The organism is Peribacillus sp. NPDC097225 (genome assembly GCF_044761955.1).
GTDB lineage: Bacteria > Bacillota > Bacilli > Bacillales > DSM-1321 > Peribacillus.
Window position 1 is genome coordinate 29,031 of sequence record NZ_JBIWDJ010000003.1, and the last position, 17,747, is coordinate 46,777.

Annotated in this window: 17 protein-coding genes and 2 tRNA genes; 14 read left to right on the top strand and 5 right to left on the bottom strand. The window is 41.9% G+C overall.

What is annotated here, in order from left to right; all coding sequences use genetic code 11:
- Nucleotides 1-161: 161 nt before the first annotated feature.
- Together ACIQXH_RS10210 and ACIQXH_RS10215 are read left to right on the top strand one after the other, a co-directional pair.
- On the top strand, nt 162-1,049 hold the full coding sequence (locus ACIQXH_RS10210; RefSeq protein WP_402867486.1) for a YitT family protein: 888 nt from the start codon (nt 162-164) through the stop codon (nt 1,047-1,049).
- Nucleotides 1,050-1,217: 168 nt separating this feature from the next.
- On the top strand, nt 1,218-1,589 hold the full coding sequence (locus ACIQXH_RS10215; protein WP_402867487.1) for a hypothetical protein: 372 nt from the start codon (nt 1,218-1,220) through the stop codon (nt 1,587-1,589).
- Nucleotides 1,590-1,730: 141 nt separating this feature from the next.
- On the opposite strand, the gene ACIQXH_RS10220 is transcribed toward ACIQXH_RS10215, so the two are convergent.
- Nucleotides 1,731-2,795 carry an ATP-binding protein gene (locus ACIQXH_RS10220; protein WP_402867488.1) on the bottom strand — a complete coding sequence of 355 codons (1,065 nt, stop codon included), beginning with the start codon at nt 2,793-2,795 and terminating at the stop codon, nt 1,731-1,733.
- Nucleotides 2,796-3,066: 271 nt separating this feature from the next.
- Nucleotides 3,067-4,527: an aldehyde dehydrogenase family protein gene (locus ACIQXH_RS10225; RefSeq protein ID WP_403123310.1), complete on the bottom strand. Its 1,461-nt coding sequence runs from the start codon at nt 4,525-4,527 to the stop codon at nt 3,067-3,069.
- 118 nt (nt 4,528-4,645) lie between these two features.
- Between ACIQXH_RS10225 and ACIQXH_RS10230 the strand changes: the two genes are divergently transcribed.
- From ACIQXH_RS10230 to ACIQXH_RS10245, 4 genes are all read left to right on the top strand, one after another.
- Nucleotides 4,646-5,524 (top strand): LysR family transcriptional regulator, encoded by an 879-nt coding sequence (locus tag ACIQXH_RS10230; RefSeq protein ID WP_402867490.1) that lies wholly within the window; start codon nt 4,646-4,648, stop codon nt 5,522-5,524.
- A gap of 231 nt (nt 5,525-5,755) precedes the next feature.
- Nucleotides 5,756-5,848: a putative holin-like toxin gene (locus tag ACIQXH_RS10235; protein WP_402867491.1), complete on the top strand. Its 93-nt coding sequence runs from the start codon at nt 5,756-5,758 to the stop codon at nt 5,846-5,848.
- Nucleotides 5,849-5,997: 149 nt separating this feature from the next.
- Nucleotides 5,998-6,570 carry a TetR/AcrR family transcriptional regulator gene (locus ACIQXH_RS10240; protein WP_402867492.1) on the top strand — a complete coding sequence of 191 codons (573 nt, stop codon included), beginning with the start codon at nt 5,998-6,000 and terminating at the stop codon, nt 6,568-6,570.
- A gap of 63 nt (nt 6,571-6,633) precedes the next feature.
- The gene (locus tag ACIQXH_RS10245; protein ID WP_403123313.1) at nt 6,634-8,067 is read left to right on the top strand and encodes a DHA2 family efflux MFS transporter permease subunit; all 1,434 of its coding nucleotides are present in this window, start codon (nt 6,634-6,636) and stop codon (nt 8,065-8,067) included.
- A 65-nt stretch (nt 8,068-8,132) separates the two neighbouring features.
- Here the strand turns inward: ACIQXH_RS10245 and ACIQXH_RS10250 are convergent, their stop codons facing one another.
- Together ACIQXH_RS10250 and ACIQXH_RS10255 are read right to left on the bottom strand one after the other, a co-directional pair.
- Entirely contained in the window at nt 8,133-9,344 is a 1,212-nt protein-coding gene (locus tag ACIQXH_RS10250) for an MFS transporter (protein ID WP_403123315.1), read from the bottom strand.
- Nucleotides 9,345-9,356: 12 nt separating this feature from the next.
- Nucleotides 9,357-9,743: a MarR family winged helix-turn-helix transcriptional regulator gene (locus tag ACIQXH_RS10255; protein ID WP_402867495.1), complete on the bottom strand. Its 387-nt coding sequence runs from the start codon at nt 9,741-9,743 to the stop codon at nt 9,357-9,359.
- A 296-nt stretch (nt 9,744-10,039) separates the two neighbouring features.
- Between ACIQXH_RS10255 and ACIQXH_RS10260 the strand changes: the two genes are divergently transcribed.
- The 5 genes from ACIQXH_RS10260 to ACIQXH_RS10280 all read left to right on the top strand — a co-directional run bounded on the left by ACIQXH_RS10260 (nt 10,040) and on the right by ACIQXH_RS10280 (nt 14,047).
- Nucleotides 10,040-11,068, top strand: a complete 1,029-nt coding sequence (locus ACIQXH_RS10260) for an NADP-dependent oxidoreductase (protein ID WP_403123318.1) — start codon at nt 10,040-10,042, stop codon at nt 11,066-11,068.
- Between the two features lie 160 nt (nt 11,069-11,228).
- The gene (locus ACIQXH_RS10265) at nt 11,229-11,642 is read left to right on the top strand and encodes a YbjN domain-containing protein (RefSeq protein WP_403123321.1); all 414 of its coding nucleotides are present in this window, start codon (nt 11,229-11,231) and stop codon (nt 11,640-11,642) included.
- A gap of 177 nt (nt 11,643-11,819) precedes the next feature.
- Nucleotides 11,820-11,893: transfer RNA gene (locus tag ACIQXH_RS10270), tRNA-Gly, on the top strand.
- 170 nt (nt 11,894-12,063) lie between these two features.
- Nucleotides 12,064-12,137, top strand: a tRNA-Gly gene (locus tag ACIQXH_RS10275).
- Nucleotides 12,138-12,316: 179 nt separating this feature from the next.
- Entirely contained in the window at nt 12,317-14,047 is a 1,731-nt protein-coding gene (locus ACIQXH_RS10280; protein WP_403123324.1) for an ABC transporter ATP-binding protein, read from the top strand.
- A gap of 87 nt (nt 14,048-14,134) precedes the next feature.
- Here ACIQXH_RS10280 and ACIQXH_RS10285 read toward each other — a convergent pair whose 3' ends face one another.
- A complete protein-coding gene (locus ACIQXH_RS10285; protein ID WP_403123327.1) occupies nt 14,135-14,803 on the bottom strand; it encodes a B3/B4 domain-containing protein in 669 nt (222 codons plus the stop codon).
- Between the two features lie 105 nt (nt 14,804-14,908).
- Here ACIQXH_RS10285 and queG point away from each other — a divergent pair, with 105 nt between their 5' ends.
- From queG to trmL, 3 genes are all read left to right on the top strand, one after another.
- On the top strand, nt 14,909-16,048 hold the full coding sequence (queG, locus tag ACIQXH_RS10290; RefSeq protein WP_402955236.1) for a tRNA epoxyqueuosine(34) reductase QueG: 1,140 nt from the start codon (nt 14,909-14,911) through the stop codon (nt 16,046-16,048).
- Nucleotides 16,049-16,290: 242 nt separating this feature from the next.
- Nucleotides 16,291-17,148 (top strand): amidase domain-containing protein, encoded by an 858-nt coding sequence (locus ACIQXH_RS10295; protein ID WP_402867500.1) that lies wholly within the window; start codon nt 16,291-16,293, stop codon nt 17,146-17,148.
- A 64-nt stretch (nt 17,149-17,212) separates the two neighbouring features.
- Nucleotides 17,213-17,701 (top strand): tRNA (uridine(34)/cytosine(34)/5-carboxymethylaminomethyluridine(34)-2'-O)-methyltransferase TrmL, encoded by a 489-nt coding sequence (gene trmL / locus ACIQXH_RS10300; RefSeq protein ID WP_402867501.1) that lies wholly within the window; start codon nt 17,213-17,215, stop codon nt 17,699-17,701.
- The last annotated feature ends 46 nt before the right edge of the window (nt 17,702-17,747 follow it).

Sequence of the window (17,747 nt, forward strand, 5' to 3'; positions counted from 1 at the left end):
ACCTCTTCTCTACCATGACAAATTCCGAGTTTTTTTGCCTTATTATTTTTGATTTTTATTGATTTACGCTATACTTTATAACAGAACAATAAAAAATGTTATCGTTAAAAGCCACTTGCACCATGGGCTGGAGACTGAAAAATAAGTAGGAACGAAGCGAAATGAAACGGGGAAATCAAATGCATAGTAGAAAGAAAAGAAGTAATAAACTGAAGGTCGTTTCCAAAGTAATCCTTATCATAATCGGTGCGCTTATTGCAGCATACGGATTGGAAGCCGTATTGATCCCGAATAACGTATCGGATGGAGGCGTAACAGGGTTAAGCATCGTTGGTTCCCAATTGTTTGGATTACCGTTAGGCGTTCTGATTGGAATCATTAACATTCCTTTTGTTTGGTTAGGGTATAAGCAAATCGGTAAGAGTTTTGCTTTTTATTCCGTTATCGGCATTGCCTCGTTGGCAGTCGGTACGGTCCTGATGCATCATGTCCCTACAATCATTGAGGGTGATACATTGCTCGTTACCGTTGTCGGAGGGATCATCATCGGTTTTGGTATGGGTCTAGCATTGCGTAATGGTGGGGCATTGGATGGAATCGATATGTTGGCCGTATTGCTTTCTAGAAAATTACCTTTCGGAACAAGTGACCTTATCCTATTCTTGAACACGTTCGTGTTTATTGTCGTTTCCACAGTATTCGGACTACAAGGGGCTATTCTATCGGCAATCGCATACTTTATTGCATCTAAAGTCATTCATATCGTGGAAGAGGGTTTAAGTGGTTCAAAAACTTTCAAAATCATTACGAAACAACCAGAATTAATGGTAGAGACGATTCGCGATCGCTTAGGTCGTGGTGCTACTTATAATGATGCTTATGGCGGTTATTCAAATGAGCTATTCAAGGAAATCACTTGTGTCATTAACCGTTTGGAAGAAAGTAAAATGAAAGAAATCATTTATGAAATCGATAAGAATGCCTTTGTGACCGTATATGACGTAGCTGAAGTCAAAGGCGGCAGTTTCAGGAAGCAAGATATTCATTAAAAGTATCTATACAAGGCAACAAGAAGATGACCTCCGTGCTTTATACGGAGTGTCATCTTTTTTTCTTTCTTATGAATCATGAAGGATTAAGTATATTGCTAGTATTAAAATAATATCTTAGAACATACACTCTTATTAGGATGGAAAGGAAAGAAGGGAAGGGGAAATATGAATTTCGAGATGCAAATGGCGAGAATGCTGGCTGAAAATATAGATGGTTTTGTGAAGTTTGTCCAAGAACAGTACCAAGACGAACGTAATTGCTTTACATTGAATCGGGATAAACTGTATCAGGTGAAGCTTCTAATAGAAGAGTATAAGTTTCAAATATTAGCGGATGAGCTCCAAAGAATAAATCGATTCACTTGGGATGAAACGTACACATATTTATTGGTTGATAGATTTAGGGAAGGAATGGCCATCATCGATGAATATGTTGAAAATAACTATCAAGATTTATTCATCTTAACCGCTAGAATCTATACCTTGACTAACTTCAGCCTATCCATAGGCAGGAAGGAATCATTCAAGGAAAGTTGAAAAGGGCCCTGATAGGCCCTTATGTTATTTATATGATTTCATCTTCCTTTTTGGATTTAATTTTTCCTAATTTCTTTCGTTATGCTAGCCTCTTGAGCTTAATGGAGTCCATATTCATCCTCTGCAGCCTTCGATTTTACCTTATTTAGGTTTAAGGACTTTAGGTAAAGTGATGTTCACTTCCGTTCCTTTCCCTACCTCACTTTTAAAATCAATGATTCCCTGGTGTAGCTCGATAATGCGTCTATCAATCATCAGGCCTAATCCTGTTCCTTTTTCCTTCGTCGTATAAAAAGGTTCAAATAGCCTTTTTAACCTTTCTTTCGTCATGCCTGAGCCCTTATCCGTTATTTGGATTAAATAGTGCTGTTGGTTGATGTCTTTCAATGATACTTCTATGTCCCCACTATTTTCGTTGGTTGCTTCCAAAGCGTTTTGGATAAGATTCTTCAAAACCTTTGCGATGAGGCTTTGATCACATTCTGCTGTAATCATCGTTTGGTTATGAAAGTTGAGCTTAATGCCCTTTATAGCAACCTGACTTTCCAGACTTTTTATAACAGAAGCGATGATAGAGTTAATGGAGCATTCACTAATATTCATAGTTTTATCAGGTTGTGCTATAAACATGAATTTATTGACAATGTCGTCGATTCTATCTAATTCGTTCCTCATGATATCCAGATAATCTTGGATGGAATCATCCTTCACATGTTCTTTAATGACTTGGGTGAACCCGAATAGTGAAGTTAATGGATTTCTGATTTCATGAGCGATTCCCGCTGCCAACTCACTGACTACTGATAGTTTCTCTAATTCTTGTATTTTTGTTTCACTTCTTTTCTGATCTGATATATCGATGGCTGTCCCGATGACCTCCATGACTTGTCCATCCCTCATCATTGGATTTAACGAGGCAACATATTGTACGTCATCGATTTGCCCTTCATATGTAACGCTTTCCCCATTCCACGCCCTTTCATAGTATGTTAGCTTCTCTAAGGCTTGTTTCTGGGGTAAGAAGTCCTCTAAGGTATGACCCACAACCGTGGCAGAAGGGGTTATCGCATCTGTAATGAACGAACCTTCAACGAAAGTATGAACGAAGCGGTTATCTTTTTTTCTGAATTTAAATATAAACCCATTCCTTGGGATGAGTTCGCGGTAGTCAAGCGTATCGAAATTATGTAAGTCTTTATTTTTCATGTTTTTTCATCCTTAAAGGTGTTTTGTAATAAATTCCACATAATTCATAGCAATCCTTCATTAGGGAGAATTTTAATCTAATTGTAACAAACAAGGAAAATAATAGTGAGTAAGGGTGAAACCCTTAAGAGGGATGTGGTGACTTACAATCCGAAAAAATAAAGAGAATTCTTCAGAGTCAGGGTGAGCAGTTGACTGATAGTAAAGTCCCTTTAAACAAAATCCCCTGACAATGTAAAATTGTCAAGGGATTTTATGGTAGAGATTTTAATTAAAAGGGAAATTCACGATAATTTGTTTGAAGGGAAATCCATTTCGTCACAGTGAATTCTTCGACAATCCATGGGTTACCGAACCTTCCTAAGCCACTCATTTTGTTTCCGCCAAATGGTACATTCGTGCCATCATTAACCGTTTGGTCATTGATGTGTGTCATGCCACTGTCGATTTGAAGACCTAACCGTTCCGCTTTCTCCAAATCCGAAGAGAAGATGGCAGAGCTTAGTCCATACTTTGTGTCATTGGCAATCTCGATGGCGTCTTCATCTGTTTCTGCTTCAATGATGGAAACGACAGGAGAGAACAATTCCGTTTGGGCAATGGAATCTGAATTTTTAACATCTCGGAAAATGGTTGGAGTCAATACATTGCCAACGCGTTCTCCTTCTAATGCTACATTCACGCCGGCTGCTTTAGCATCTGCGATGACTTGTTGAACCTTTTCTAATTGGCGTTCGTTCACAAGTGGTCCAATCACGGTTTTAGGATCTAATTGATCACCATATGGAAGAGCTTTTGCCCGCTCTACGAATTTAGTGATGAATTCTTCGTAAAGGTCTTTGTGGACAATCAGGCGGTTGATGGCCATGCAAATTTGCCCTTGGTGAATGTATTTTCCAAAGATCGCAGCATCAACAGCACGATCCACATCCGCATCGGACAAGACGACGAATGGGTTGTTCCCACCAAGTTCTAGTGCAACTCGTTTCAGGTTTTGTCCAGCGATGGCCCCGATATGTTTTCCGACAGGAGTAGAACCTGTAAAACTGATTAGTCTAGGAATCGGATTTGTCAGCATACCGTCACCGATTTCCTCTAAATCCGTAAGAATCATATTGAAGATTCCTTTTGGTAGTCCAGCATATTCGAAGGCTGCGGCAATGAAGATTCCGCCTGCAAATGCAACTTGAACATCGGGTTTATGAACGATTGCGTTTCCTAATGCAATCGCTGGAGCAATGGTTCTCATTGATAAATTCATAGGGAAGTTAAATGGTGAAATAGAAGAAATAACTCCCAAAGGCAAACGATGTATATGATTGACCTTTCCATCGATGGCTGATGGCACTTCATGCATTTGATGAATTTCATCGACCATATTGACCGAAGCTTCTACTATTTCTGCAGTCAATTGAAACTCTACAGTCGCTTTGATAAGTGATCCACCCGTTTCGCGAGCGATCATCTCGATGATTTCTTCACGATTTTCCTGTAGGTATTCCCCGACTTTCATCATAACCTGGCGACGTGTGTCTGCAGAAGCTTTTGCCCAGTCTTTTTGAGCTTGTTTCGCTATTTCAAAAGTATCTTCCAGTTGCTTTGCTGTAGCCAAGCTAACGTTCGAGATTACTGAATTGTCATATGGGTTTAAGATATCATATCTACGTGAACTTAATCCTTCTACCCATTCTCCATTAATGAAGCTTTTGTTTAAATCTTTGATAGTTTTCATTCCATCCACCCCTTTTTTATTGAAACGTAATGAGTTTATCATGGTTTGCAACTAATTAAAAATACCTATATTATTACTTTTATATATGTTTGTCATATATAAAAATTCGAGGTGAAATATGGATATTAGACAGTTACGCTATTTTCTTGCCCTTTCGGAGGAGGGGCAAGTTTCTCGTGCGGCCAAAAGATTGAATATGTCTCAGCCACCGTTAAGCCAGCAACTTAATCTTATGGAAGAAGAACTGGGCGTGACGTTGCTTGATCGGAAAAGAAATGGAAAAAGGATGGAGTTAACCGAGGCTGGAAGAGCGCTATATGAGAAGTCTAAGGTGCTGTTGGAATTATTCGATGACTCCATGCTCGAAGTGAAGGAGACAGGTGAGGGGATACAAGGTACTTTAGCCATTGGGGCAGTACTTGCTTATATGTCTTACTTACCAAGCAAAGTCAAACAATTTAACGATAAATATCCTTCTGTTACTTTTAAATTATTTGCAGGAGATCCCTATGAGATCAACAATTATATGGAGAATCAGGATATCGAGCTCGCAATTGTTTATTTACCTGTGGATAGTAATCAAGTTTTCATCAAGAATATAGGGGAGGTACCGAACGTTTTTGTTGTTCCTGAAGAATGGGAGGACTTTCATTTTAAGGATAAAATTTCGTTGAACGATTTGGAAAATACGCCTTTGCTATTAGTACATAGGGAAAAAGGGTTGGGGATCTATGAAGAGATTATTGAGGAGTTTAAGAAAAATGAATTGAAGCCCAATATTCTGTGCGAGTGCCATGATGTAAATGTACTGCTTTCTTTGGTTTCAGCGGGTATCGGCGCAAGCATCGTCCCGAAATCTGCCGTCTCACCACACGGTATAAAAGGCGTAAGGATGCTTGAAATTATCGATTCGGCGATTCAATCGAAAATCGCATTGATCTGGCGGAAAGACCGCTACCTTTCTAAGACGGCTAAACACTTCATTGATTTGTTTTAATTATAGAGTAAAAGGCATTCACCCGATCGTTACTTGCAATACCCGCAAATTTAATCTTCGAAGTATCTTCAATAGGGCATATTCCCTGGCATCGATTTGATTGAAGGACTTATTAAGTGAATGGTTAGGATCCTTACGAAAGCAGACTCCAAATGGGTTTGCTTTTTTTCTTTATTTTGTATAGGACAATCTTATATCCGTAAATGCTGAAAGAAAGGAGGCGATGAAGGAATGGGCACTTTTGAAGTTCTGTCTCTCATGCTTGGTTTTGGGATGTTTGTCATTGCGATTCTTGATTTTAAAAATCATGATAAGAATTCTTGAATGGGTGGCTATAGATCATGGGCCCTGTGTGATAGGCTTGGCCATGGATTCTTTATATAACGGCACCTCACTCTGGATTGACAAAGCACAGGGCTACCCTTATTGTACTAGTAGACCGGTTGTTATAATTTTCAAGGAGTGATTCAGTATTGTCTGAAAAACCAACTTCCAAAGACATCCTTATTGAAGCGGCTTCTCGTCTTTTCAGAATCCGGGGTTATTATGGTGTAGGGCTAAAGGAAATCATTGAGGAAAGCAGTATTCCCAAGGGTTCACTTTATCATTATTTTCCAAAGGGGAAAGAAGAACTGGCTATTGAAGCGATTAACCATGCTAAGGATCTTGTCTTACGGGAGATAAAACATGTATTCGACAGCAATGATGATCCTGTTAAAGCACTTCAAGATCATGTTTATGAATTATCGAAGTTATTCGGTGAGAATGGGGATCTCGTTGGCTTGCCGATAGGTACGATAGCGGGCGAGACATATTCCACGAGTGAGCCAATAAGATTGGCCTGTCAAGATGCGTTTACACAGTGGCAATCCATTTATGTGAATGAGTTTCTGGATGCGGGATATAGTAGAGAGCGGTCGAAGGAGCTAAGTTTTGCCATTAACGCTTTGATCGAAGGGGGCATCCTGTTATCGTTAACAGCGAAAAGCGCAGAACCCCTACAAGCAATTTCCAAGCTTATTCCGTCATTATTCATGAACAAGTAAGAGATACAGAAAAACTATGATTAGCTAGGTCTATTCAGTTAGTAATTGGAGGGAATTATTTTTATGTCAGATGCAACACAGCAACAAAATTCGACACCCGTCATTAGAACGACCCCTATTTTGATCGCTTTCCTAATAGCGGGATTCATCGGATTATTTAGTGAAACAGCTTTAAATATGGCATTGGGCGATTTAATACAAGAATTCAGTGTCAGCCCTTCCACGATCCAGTGGTTAACGACAGGCTATCTGTTGACCCTTGGAATATTAGTTCCGGTTTCAGGGCTTTTGATCCAGTGGTTCAGTACTCGCCAATTATTCTTTGCTTCATTGGTGTTCTCCATCATTGGAACGCTCATCGCCGCATTAGCGCCAGGTTTTGGTCTTTTGCTACTAGCCCGTGTGATTCAGGCAATTGGAACAGCGCTGTTATTGCCTCTTATGTTCAATACGATATTATTGATATTCCCAGTTCATAAACGGGGAGCAACGATGGGTCTAATGGGGCTCGTCATAATGTTCGCACCAGCGATCGGACCAACGGTTTCTGGCTTGATTCTTGAACATCTTACTTGGAATTGGATTTTCTGGATTTCGTTACCTTTCCTTGTGTTCGCATTATTATTTGGCTTGATATATATGCAAAATGTCTCTCCAATCACTAAACCAAAAATTGACGTGCCATCGATTATTTTATCGACGATTGGTTTTGGCGGAATCGTATATGGCTTCAGTATGGCCGGGGACAAAGGATGGGGTAGTGCCATCGTCTTGATTACACTCATTGTCGGATTGATTGGCCTGCTCTTATTCTCCTTAAGACAATTGAAAATGGAAAAGCCGATGATCGATTTAAGCGTGATGAAATACCCTATGTTCACGTTAGGGCTCATTACCGTTTTCCTTGCTTTCATGGTCATCCTATCTTCCATGATTCTTTTACCGATGTACTTGCAAACGGGTATGGCATTGGCTGCATTCACGGCGGGTCTTGTACTCTTGCCTGGTGGTGTCTTGAACGGGATCATGTCGCCAATAACGGGACGTATCTTTGATAAGTATGGTCCTAGAGGGTTGGTCACTCCAGGATTCATCATCATGATTATCGTGTTATGGTTCTTATCGAACGTCACGACAGAAACGACGATCACCATGATCATCATCCTGCATTCTTTATTGATGGTAGGGGTTTCCCTAGTCATGATGCCAGCACAGACGAATGGTCTTAATCAACTTCCGAAAGAACTGTACCCTGATGGAACGGCTCTAATGAATACATTACAGCAAGTGTCGGGTGCAATTGGTACGACAGTGGCGATCACCATCATGTCTGCTTCCCAAAAATCTTATATGATGAAATTGGAAAATCCATTAGACCCAGCTGCCATAGGAGCTTCATTGACAGCAGGTGTTCAAGATGCTTTCATTTTCGGTCTGCTTCTTGCGGTCGCCGGACTGGTTGTTTCCCTCTTCATTAAAAACGCACGTGAAAAGTAAATAAAAAAAATTAGCCAGAGAGAGAGTGATTCTCCTCTGGCTAATTTTTTTTATATCGGTAGTAATCAAGCTAGCTTGGATTTCTTAAGTTCTTCCATGGCGGCATGTTCTTTTTTACCATGTAAGAAGTAGTATAGGACGGTAGTGACAAGGACGGTAATACCCAGGATGACGTACAATGTACTGTATCCCGTTTTTGGAATGATGTATCCAAGAAGGTAAGGCCCAAATCCGAGCCCTGCATCAAGTGCAATGAAGAACGTTGATGTGGCTAACCCCATCCGGTGAGGCGGTGTCAGTTTGACTGCAATGGCCTGTGTGCTTGATTGCATGTTCCCAAATCCGAGTCCAATCAAGATACCGGACAATAGTAATGTAAAGCTATTTGTTGCTGTACTTAGGAGTAACATTCCCCCGGCAAAAATGATGAATGTCGGATACATAATGTAGTTTGCACCTTTGGAGTCCATCAATCGGCCTGTGAAAGGACGCGATACCAATACGGCAACAGCGTAGACAAGGAAGAAGAAGCTGGCTGTGCTGACCAGGTCGATTTCAATCGCATAGAAGTTAATATAAGAAAGGACGCTGGAATAACAGAATGCCACTAACAAAGTGATGATTGCAACTGGGACGGCATTCGGTTCAATAAAGCTAGAAAGCTTAAAGCCTTTCACCTCAGCTGTTTTAGTTGAGATCTCTAATTTCGGTACATATATGAAAAGAGCCGTCAGTACCCCGATGATGCCCAAGGCTACACAGAAAATCAATATCACTTGGAAGCTTGTATGCTGACTTAAAGATAGCCCGATGAAAGGTCCGATTGCTGTGGCTAATGTTGCACTCATGCTGAAATAGCCGATTCCCTCCGCTTTACGCGTAATCGGTATGATTTGGGCGACGATCGTTCCAGATGCAGTTCCGGCCATCCCCATTGTAAAACCATGAATTAAGCGGTTGGCGAGGAGGAAAGGAACCCCGAAATCCACAAAGTATAAAAGGGTAGCCAAGGTGAAGAAGACTAATCCGATCAATAATGTATTCTTCCGGCCAATGGCGTTGATGAAGCGACCGATCAAAAGCCGTCCAATCAATGAACCGATGATGAAAATTCCGGTAATGAGTCCTGCCTGGCTCGTGGTGGCACCATATTCTTCTACGGCATAGACCCCGATCGTGACCATTAATAAATAAAAGATTAACGTAATGAAAAAGTTGACGGAAGAAACGATGATAAAATCTTTCGTCCATAATTTTGGTTTAGCAGCTTGTTGCAATTTTTTGTCTCCTCACTTTATAAGTTTATTTCTTATGCTTTCCATGACGCGTATAGCTTCTTGTTGCTCAGCCTCCGAAACGCCTATCAGGATATCCTGTTCGAATCGGTCAATCGTTACACGCACTTCCAGATAAACGGTTCTCCCCAGCTCAGTAAGATGCATGATTTTTTCACGCTTATCCTTACCAGGAATCTGTTCAACGTACCCGAGTTCTTCTAAGCGGTTAATCGTCCTTGTGACGGTCGGTTTTTCCACACCTTGATAATTGGATAACTCTACAAGCGTCGAAGGTCCGTCATTAAATAGGCGATATAAGATTGTCCATTGGGCCCTGTATAGATGGTGTTTACCAAGCTGTATATTGAGGTTGTTTTCAAAGGGTCTATATAACAACATTAGTTGATGGAAGAATTTACGATATGTCTCGATTTTTATTGCCTCCTCACCGATAATAGTTACCCTTGGTAACTATAGTAGTGTACCAGATATGGTAATGGTCTGTATAGTGCTATTTTTCTTGTTTTGTGGATTGGGAAATTCATTTGATGCAAAATAAGAAAGTTTAAGATTTACAAATAGGGCTACATATAGAATAGTATTGGAAAAAGTAAGCAGAAACTTTGACCGTTAATCTGCATCAATGCTACGCTAACTTTTCTATAGTATGTAATAAAAATCAAGGAGGAACATGCATGACACAATCAACGCAACAAACGATCACACTGGCAAACCGTCCAAAAGGGATGCCTTCCAAAGAAGATTTCAAATTTGTGGAGAGTGAAGTTCCCTCACCGAAAGAAAATCAGATTTTAGTACGGACGCTTTATTTATCCGTTGATCCTTATATGCGTGGAAGAATGCAAGATACTAAATCCTATATTGCCCCATTTGAGTTGAATAAAGTCATCACTGGTGGCGTCGTGGCTGAAGTGGTGGAATCCAAATCGTCCAGCTTCAAGCAAGGCGATGTCGTTGTGGGAAATATCGATTGGGCCGAATATACGGTCGTGAATGAAAAGCAAGTCAGGGTGATTGATCCTAAAGTGGCACCAATCACGACTCATTTAGGCATACTGGGCATGACGGGATTGACTGCATACTTTGGGTTACTGGATATCGGTAAACCGCAAGAAGGCGAAACGGTCGTCGTTTCCGGAGCGGCTGGAGCCGTCGGTTCTGTCGTTGGACAGATCGCAAAAATCAAAGTTGCCAAGGTAGTGGGGATTGCCGGTTCTGATGAGAAAATAGAGTATTTAACAAAAGAACTGGGCTTTGACGGAGCTGTTAATTATAAGAAGGAAAGTTTTGAAACGGATTTGAAGAATGCAGTCCCTGATGGAGTCGATGTGTATTACGATAATGTTGGCGGCCAAGTAACGGATGCCGTTTTCAAACTGTTAAATATGAATGCGCGTATCCCATTATGTGGTGCAATCTCTTCTTATAATGCAGAAGGTAAAGATTTTGGGCCACGCCTGCAATCGGCCATGATCAAAACAAGCGCACTTATGAAAGGCTTCACGGTCGGGAATTATGCAGATCGTTTCCAAGAAGGAGCTTCAGATTTGGGGCAGTGGCTGCAACAAGGTAAACTGAAGTACGAAGAAACCATTGTGGAAGGGTTCGAAAACACCCCTGAGGCATTCTTGGACTTATTTAAAGGAAAGAACCTAGGGAAGCAGCTTGTCAAAGTTGCCGATCCGGAATACGCAGTTCTTTAAGTTTTTATACTGGGCATAGTGGAGGGAGACCTTTACTATGCTTTTTTTATGGTCCATGAAAGGGAACGCGTTAACTATTTTATAGGGAATGCACGAAATATGTGTAAAAATGCCATATTTCGTTATAAAATGTACATACAGACAGAAAGGGTGATGAATGATGTCAAATGTTGTGAAATTTCGAGATTTTTTAATGCGTGAAAAAATCCATATGAATGAGTTCAAAGAGGAAGATATCACCTTTTTCAGAGTGGAACAGAAGTTGAAGGATGGATGGAAGGTCCTGTTAGTCTTTTCATTTAATCAAGATGAAAAAGTGGCGGATTTATTTTGTTTTAATGTAACAGAGCTAAAGAATCCCGATAAGAAGGCAGCCGTTCATACGTTATTGAATGAATATAATGCTCAATTCCGATTTTCAAAGTTATATGAGGAAAATGGGACGATTTCGATTCGCTATTCGTATTCCCTTGATGGTGAATTTTTACCGGACTTGGCATTCCGAAAGCTGATCATGTTGCTTGAAACAGCGGAACAAGTTTATCCAAGGCTTATGGAAGTGATCTGGTCATAATGTTTGGAAGAATCCTTTTGCCGGGAACTTTTTAACATCTTTATTGGGTCGAAACATATACTAATTCTATCTCCAGGAATTATTATTATTTTTTTCGAAAAGACTATTGCACTTTTGTGAAATTAGCTATATAATTATTTTTGTTGTTAGTAATTCGACAAAATTCTACAAGGATATGCGGGTGTAGTTTAGTGGTAAAACCTCAGCCTTCCAAGCTGATGATGAGGGTTCGATTCCCTTCACCCGCTCCAACTATACATACTCATAACGCAGGGTTTCGTTACCTGGAGAACGAAGCTTTGCGTTTTTTATTTTCAAACAACAAGCGGGTATGAAAAAATTTCATTTAACGGTTGCATATTTTTCTATTAAGCTATATAATTATTTTATTAGTTGATTCGACAAAATTCTACAAGGATATGCGGGTGTAGTTTAGTGGTAAAACCTCAGCCTTCCAAGCTGATGATGAGGGTTCGATTCCCTTCACCCGCTCCAATCATACATACTCATAACGCAGGGTTTCGTTACTTGGAGAACGAAGCTTTGCGTTTTTTATATTTTCGAACAGAAATCCTACTGATTACAGCAGGATTTCTTTTTATTGTACAAATTTGTAAGTATCTGTTCTCTTGCCTATAATTTAGGTAAGCGAAAATGGAGGAATGAGGTTGTACATGGATAAGAAGCTGAATGTGAAATCATTTTTTTCCTTGTTAAGATCGGAAAAACTGCCAATGGGAATGGTGTTATTTGTCGTAGTGTTAAGTTTGGTGGAAACGGTGGCGAGTCTCGTCGTCCCGTTGGTTACGAAGAATCTGGTCGATATGATATCTGGAAGCGGGATCGAGCGAACAACGATATTCCTTTTGCTAGGGGCTTTTATTGTCCAGACCGTTGCAGGAGGTTTTTCCTTCTACTTTCTGAGCTATATCGGTGAAAATGTTGTAGCTGGAATCCGTCGGAAATTATGGGATCATATTTTACAATTGCCCGTATCGTTTTTTGATAACCACCAGTCCGGTGAAACGCTTAGCCGGATCACTCAGGATACGAATACGATTAAGACGATCATCACGAATCATTTCGTGACATTCATTTCAGGGATCATATCGATCATCGGGTCAATCATCATCTTATTCCTGTTGGACTGGCGGATGACGGTCATCATGATCAGCATCGTACCATTATCCATGCTGATCCTGATTCCGCTTGGGCGGAAGATGTATAAAGTCTCTAAGCAGACGCAGGATGAAATGGCCACCTTCAGCGGAAATCTAGGGAGGGTCCTAGGCGAGGTCCGTCTAGTGAAGTCGCATAATGGCGAAGAGTTGGAACGTGAAAAAGGCAATCGTGGCGTTAGGGAGCTCTTTCGTTTTGGATTGAAGGAGGCTAGGATCCAAGCCATCATTTCCCCCTTCATGACGACAATCATGATGGTGATTCTCGTAATCCTTATTGGATATGGGGGAGTTCGGGTGGCTTCTGGTGCACTGACAGCGGGGACACTTGTTGCCATCATTATTTATATGATCCAAATCATCGTGCCCTTTAGTCAGATGGCCTCATTTTTTACGGCATTTCAAAAGGCGATGGGAGCGACGGAACGAATCCAGGGCGTCCTTTCGATACCTGGTGAAACCTATGAAGGGAAGCATGACACATTGGTCACAGCTGATTTGACGTTTAAGGATGTATCATTTTCCTATCAAGCGTCTAAGCCCATTTTGAATGATTTATCGTTTACGGTTCCTGCCAATAAGACGGTCGCCCTGGTGGGACCAAGCGGTGGTGGGAAGACGACGATATTTTCGTTGATTGAACGTTTTTATGAACCCACGAATGGGATGGTCTCGTTGGGAACGGTGCCAATTAAGGATATTGAACTTTCCATATGGCGGTCGCAAATTGGGTATGTGTCACAAGAAAGTCCAATCATGACGGGGACGATAAAAGAAAATATAGCGTACGGGCTAGGCCGTCAAGTTGAAATGGATGAAATCATCGACGCAGCAAAGATGGCAAATGCCAACCAGTTTATCGAAAGGCTTCCGGATGGCTTTGATACGGAGGTAGGGGAAAGAGGCGTGAAGTTATCGGGTGGTCAACGGCAGCGGATTGCCATTGCCCGGGCTGTGTTGCGCAATCCGAAAATCCTGCTATTGGACGAAGCGACATCCAATCTCGATAGTGAATCGGAACTTCTTGTTCAGCATGCTATCAAGAACCTGATGGCAGGCAGGACGACCCTGATCATTGCCCATCGGCTGTCGACGGTCATTGATGCGGATCGATTACTGGTTGTGGAAGAAGGACGGATTACTGGGGCGGGGACACATGAAGAATTGCTTGCAAGTCATGGCTTGTATCGAAAGCTCGCCACGCAGCAATTGCAACTGCAGAATTGAGCACTTCAGGGGAGTAGCCTCCGAATCTGTTAAAAAATACACAAAAAAAACATGAGCCATTATCTCGATATGACTCATGTTTTTGCATTATCCTTCTAGGACGGAAAAAGATCCTTCTCCGCCGTGAATCTCGAGGAACATATCCATCAATGACTTTGTGAGCTGTTCGGCTTCTTTGATGGGTGTCTTTGCTTGTAAATAGATGATCTGGATGGCATGTTTGGTGTCTTCGGTGACCTTCGTCCGTTCCGAATCGACGTAGGGACTCCCGAATGCGCCGTCACCATCAGCTGAAACGATCATGTTTTCCATCGAGTTCACCCGCCCATTCAATCCAGGATATTGGTCCGGACTTCCACCAATTTTAATGGAGAGATCACCTGATAATGCATCTGCATCATAGATGCCAATCGGGACCTCGTATAAAAGCGAGAAGAAGTTATTCAAGTCGATGGCTGAATGGATAGGGGATAAGTAATTCTGCTTTTTGACTCGGCGGTATAGGGCCTCGACGGAAGGGCGATAGCGTGAAGGGTTCGTCCCGGTCATTTTGAAAATCTCCCGCCATTCTTTGATACCCGGAAAATCCGTGAGTTCCTTTTCTTCAAGATCAAAAAATAAAGCTTCTTGAAATAATTGAAGTCTCCCTTTTACCATTTGCGGCGAGGGGCCGACTTCGATGTTTTCGTATGTAATGAAACCAATCTTGAAATCGGGAACTTTGCTTGCGAGATTAGAGGAAATCTTAATTTCCAAGTGATACACCTCCAAAAATGATTGAAATTAGTTTATCATAGATACCAATGGTTTGATATGTTACAAGCATCATTGGGTAGAATGAAGAGAACGAAGGTGATAGAAATGGATATGCATGCACTCAAGCAAGAAGTGATTTTATATAGTAAGGAAATAGGCATCGATAAAATCGGTTTTACGTCAGCCACGACGTTCACGGAGTTGAAAAGCAGGCTGATCCGACAGCAGGAGCTGGATTATCAGTCCGGCTTTGAAGAAAAGGATATCGAAAAAAGGGTCAGGCCCGAATTGATCTTCGATAAACCGCAATCGATCATATCAATTGCGCTTGCCTACCCTTCGAAATTGAAGGATGCCCCTCAAAGCAAGAAAGGAGAGCGCCGCGGGATTTTTTGCCGGGCCTCCTGGGGAACGGATTACCATACCGTGCTCCGTAATAAACTGCAACTACTTGAAGATTTTATAAAAGGGAAAGTCCCTGGAGCCATGGCGAAATCAATGGTGGATACGGGCGAACTTTCGGACCGGGCCGTTGCAGAGCGGGCAGGAATCGGATGGAGCGCTAAAAACAGCATGATCATCACTCCGGAATTTGGTTCGTATGTGTATTTGGGTGACATGATTACCAACTTGCCGTTCGAGCCGGATCAGCCGATGGAGGATCAGTGCGGCACATGCAATAAGTGTGTGGATGTATGCCCAACAGGTGCCCTTGTGCAAGGTGGACAGTTGAATGCCAAACGCTGTATTGCATTTTTGACGCAGACGAAAGATTTCCTTCCAGATGAATTCAGGACGAAAATAGGCAACCGGTTATATGGATGTGATACGTGTCAGACTGTCTGTCCAAAAAATAAAGGGATGGATTTTCATTTTCATGAAGAGATGGAGCCGGATCCCGAGCTTGCCAAACCGCTGCTAAAGCCATTGCTCACCATCTCCAATCGTGATTTTAAAGAGACATACGGACATGTATCTGGATCATGGCGTGGCAAAAAGCCGATTCAGCGGAATGCCATCTTGGCATTGGCTCACTTTAAGGATGAAACCGCCATGCCCGAACTGATCCAAATCATGCAAGAAGACCCGCGCCCCGTTTTGCGTGGCACGGCTGCCTGGGCGATCGGGAAAATCGGTCGGGAACGGTCGACCTCCATTTTGGAAGAAGCCAGGTTGAAGGAAAAAGACGAAGAAGTGCTCGCGGAAATTGAAAAAGGATTACAGTTCACTTACCATAATGAATAAAAAGGAAGGCCCCGAATGCAACCATTCGGGGCCTTTCCATTTTTAGCAGTTTGACCGATAAATAGTGTGATTTGACCGATAAAAGTGGCAAAACGACCGATAAAAAGCCGAATTGACTGATAAAACCACCCCATCGACCGATAATTGCTCCTCAGTTGAGCAATGGACCGAATGAAGTTGTGTTTTTAACCAAGCCCTCCTTCATACACATTAGAAGAGGCGCTATGAAGGAGGGCTTGATTTTGAGGGAACAGTTGAAACGGCTTTTACAGGAAAGGGTTGAACTTTACACTTCCAATGAGCATGTACGGGGAGAGGGTAAGATCTATCTGAAAAAGGAAGCACTGAAGAAGCATGATACGGAAATTGTCCGTGTGAATGCTGCTGGAAAGGTTGACTCGGAACGGCAGGAAGGGGATTTGAAAATCCTGACCTATCAAGTGCATCTGCAGTATTTAATGAAGCAGGAGGATGGCTTCTATATAGAAGAGGAGATGGAAGAGAGGGAGGCGCGGTTTCGGGATGAATACTTAATAGAAGAACGGGAGCTTGAACCTGATTTAGAACCTGACGAGGATCCGGAAAATTGGGAAGTGGGTTTGGATCGGCTTTCTTATAAGTATGACCGGATGAAGGCGGTTCAGTATGCGGAGCGATGGTGGAATGAGTTCAATCCACAGTATTATAAATTCACGGATGACTGCACCAACTTTATTTCCCAGTGCTTGCATGCCGGGAACATCCCGATGTGGGGCGAGCCGAACAAGAATAAAGGGTGGTGGATCAGAGGAAAGAATTGGAGCTATACCTGGACGACAGCTCATTCTTTGTATCATCTGCTTAAGGGAGGGAAAGGGATCAGGACAAAAGAAGTGGAGACGGCACAGGAATTGAACCTGGGTGACATCCTGTGCATTGACTTTGAAGGTGACGGGCGGTTCGATCATAACTTGATTGTGACGGCAAAGGACCAAAAAGGCATGCCCCTTGTGAATGCCCATACGATGAATAGTCGCCATCGATATTGGACGTATGAGGATTCGACTCGATATACACCGAACATCGTCTATAAATTTTTCGTGATATTAGATGGAGTGTGATTGTTTTTAGTCTGTTTGTTTAATGCTATAATTAGTTGAAGTTTAAACTAGAGGTGAAAATGAAGTGGCAATACATGTAGTTTTATATCAACCACAGATTCCAGCAAATACAGGAAATATCGCAAGAACATGCGCAGGAACGGATTCACACCTGCACCTTATCCGTCCGCTTGGTTTTTCAACGGATGATAAACAGCTTAAACGGGCTGGGCTCGATTATTGGGAACATGTGAAGATTCATTATTATGATTCATTGGAAGAGTTTTTTGAGAAGAATGCCGGCGGTGCATTTTATTACTTAACCAAATTTGGTGAACAGCCGCATACAACCTTCGATTACAGTGATCAAGAAAGTGAAATTTATTTTATTTTCGGACGCGAAACGACAGGACTGCCAAAAGAGTTGATCAAAGAGAATATGGACAGATGTCTCCGTATTCCAATGACGGATAAAATCCGGTCACTGAACCTTTCCAATACGGCCGCCATCTTGATTTATGAGGCGTTAAGACAACAGGATTACCGTGACTTGGAATTAAAAAGAGAATATTAAGGAGTTATTCGTCAGCGGGGTGGGGATGCTTTGCTGACGAATGCTT

Bases quoted from the DNA above. Each gene is read 5' to 3' on its own strand.
- ACIQXH_RS10210 (WP_402867486.1), top strand. From the start codon at position 162: ATGAAACGGGGAAATCAAATGCATAGTAGAAAGAAAAGAAGTAATAAA.
- ACIQXH_RS10215 (WP_402867487.1), top strand. From the start codon at position 1,218: ATGAATTTCGAGATGCAAATGGCGAGAATGCTGGCTGAAAATATAGAT.
- ACIQXH_RS10220 (WP_402867488.1), bottom strand. From the start codon at position 2,795: ATGAAAAATAAAGACTTACATAATTTCGATACGCTTGACTACCGCGAA.
- ACIQXH_RS10225 (WP_403123310.1), bottom strand. From the start codon at position 4,527: ATGAAAACTATCAAAGATTTAAACAAAAGCTTCATTAATGGAGAATGG.
- ACIQXH_RS10230 (WP_402867490.1), top strand. From the start codon at position 4,646: ATGGATATTAGACAGTTACGCTATTTTCTTGCCCTTTCGGAGGAGGGG.
- ACIQXH_RS10235 (WP_402867491.1), top strand. From the start codon at position 5,756: ATGGGCACTTTTGAAGTTCTGTCTCTCATGCTTGGTTTTGGGATGTTT.
- ACIQXH_RS10245 (WP_403123313.1), top strand. From the start codon at position 6,634: ATGTCAGATGCAACACAGCAACAAAATTCGACACCCGTCATTAGAACG.
- ACIQXH_RS10255 (WP_402867495.1), bottom strand. From the start codon at position 9,743: ATGTTGTTATATAGACCCTTTGAAAACAACCTCAATATACAGCTTGGT.
- ACIQXH_RS10260 (WP_403123318.1), top strand. From the start codon at position 10,040: ATGACACAATCAACGCAACAAACGATCACACTGGCAAACCGTCCAAAA.
- ACIQXH_RS10265 (WP_403123321.1), top strand. From the start codon at position 11,229: ATGTCAAATGTTGTGAAATTTCGAGATTTTTTAATGCGTGAAAAAATC.
- ACIQXH_RS10280 (WP_403123324.1), top strand. From the start codon at position 12,317: ATGGATAAGAAGCTGAATGTGAAATCATTTTTTTCCTTGTTAAGATCG.
- queG (WP_402955236.1), top strand. From the start codon at position 14,909: ATGGATATGCATGCACTCAAGCAAGAAGTGATTTTATATAGTAAGGAA.